Source organism: Streptomyces sp. NPDC058470 (assembly GCF_042721055.1).
Taxonomy (GTDB): Bacteria; Actinomycetota; Actinomycetes; order Streptomycetales; family Streptomycetaceae; genus Streptomyces.
The window spans coordinates 1-1,326 of the sequence record NZ_JBHXMF010000153.1; the positions used below are offsets into that span (position 1 = coordinate 1).

General features: G+C 65.4%; 1 protein-coding gene. It reads right to left on the reverse strand.

Annotation, left to right across the window (positions count from 1 at the left end):
- On the reverse strand, nucleotides 1-1,294 hold a 1,294-nt coding region (locus ACFWP7_RS42605), incomplete at its 3' end, for a condensation domain-containing protein (protein ID WP_384394047.1).
- Nucleotides 1,295-1,326: the final 32 nt, after the last annotated feature.

The following is a 1,326-nucleotide window of genomic DNA, read 5'->3' on the forward strand; positions in this document are numbered from 1 at the left end:
TCCACACCTCAAGAACCCGACGACGCTCAACCGCACCCAGCACATCCACCGAGGAGAGCCGTGTCGAAGGGTCCCCGGACAGCATTTCCAGGACACGGATCCAGCGGTTCGCGATCTCCCCGGCCGTAGCGGCATCGAACAGATCCGCCGCCACGGTCACCGCACCCCGCACGCCCGTCGGCGCCCCTCCAGCGTCGAACGTCTCACCGACGAGCACGTCCAGGTCGAACTTCGCGGCGGGCTTTCCTACGAACAGCGTCCTGGACTGGACGCCGGGCAGGTTCACAGCCGAAGAGGCGCCGATCTGCTCGGACGAGGTGTTCAGCTTGGTGAGGACGACTTGGAAGAGGGGATGCCGGGCCAACGAACGCGACGGAGCCAACTCCTCCACCAACCGCTCGAACGGCACATCCTGATGCGCATACGCACCAAGACCCGCCTCCCGCACCCGCCCCAACACCTCACGGAACGAAGGATCACCCGACAGATCAGTCCGGATCACCAACGTATTCACAAAACAACCCACCAGATCATCCAGGGCCTCATCCGTCCGCCCGGCGATCGCGCTCCCGATCGGGATGTCGGTTCCCGCCCCCAGACGCGACAGCAGCACCGCAAGCCCCGCCTGCAACACCATGAACACCGTCACACCCTCAGCACGCGCCAACCCCACCAACCGCGCATGCACCCCAGCCGACACCTCGAACCCCGCCGAAAAACCACGATGCGACGCCACCACCGGCCGCACCCGATCAAACGGCAACCCCAACTCCTCCGGAACACCAGCCAACACACCACGCCAATACGCCACCTGACGCGACATCAAGCTCCCGGCATCCCCCTCCCCACCCAACAACTCCCGCTGCCACAACGCATAATCCGCATACTGAACCGGCAACACACCCCAACCCGGCAACCCACCCGACACCCGCGCCCCATACGCCACCGACAGATCCCCCGCCAACGGACCCATCGACCACCCATCACCCGCAATGTGATGCACCACCAACACCAACACATGCTCATCCGGCCCCACCACGAACAACCACGCCCGCACCGGCACCTCAACCGCAAGATCAAACGCATACCCAGCAGCCCGAGCCACCGCACCGGCCAGCTGCCCGGAGGCGAGTTCGGCCGTCGGCAGCTCCTGGTTCGGCTCGGTCACCGGCAGGTCCATGACGGGCAGATCCCATGACAGCGCGTCGAGATCGAGCAGCTGAGCACTCGTCTGGTCGGACTCGCCGTCCCCGACCACGGTGGTGACAGTCAGGTCCCATGTGAGTTCGTCCATGCCAAGCACGTGCTGGTACGGCTCGCCGTCGA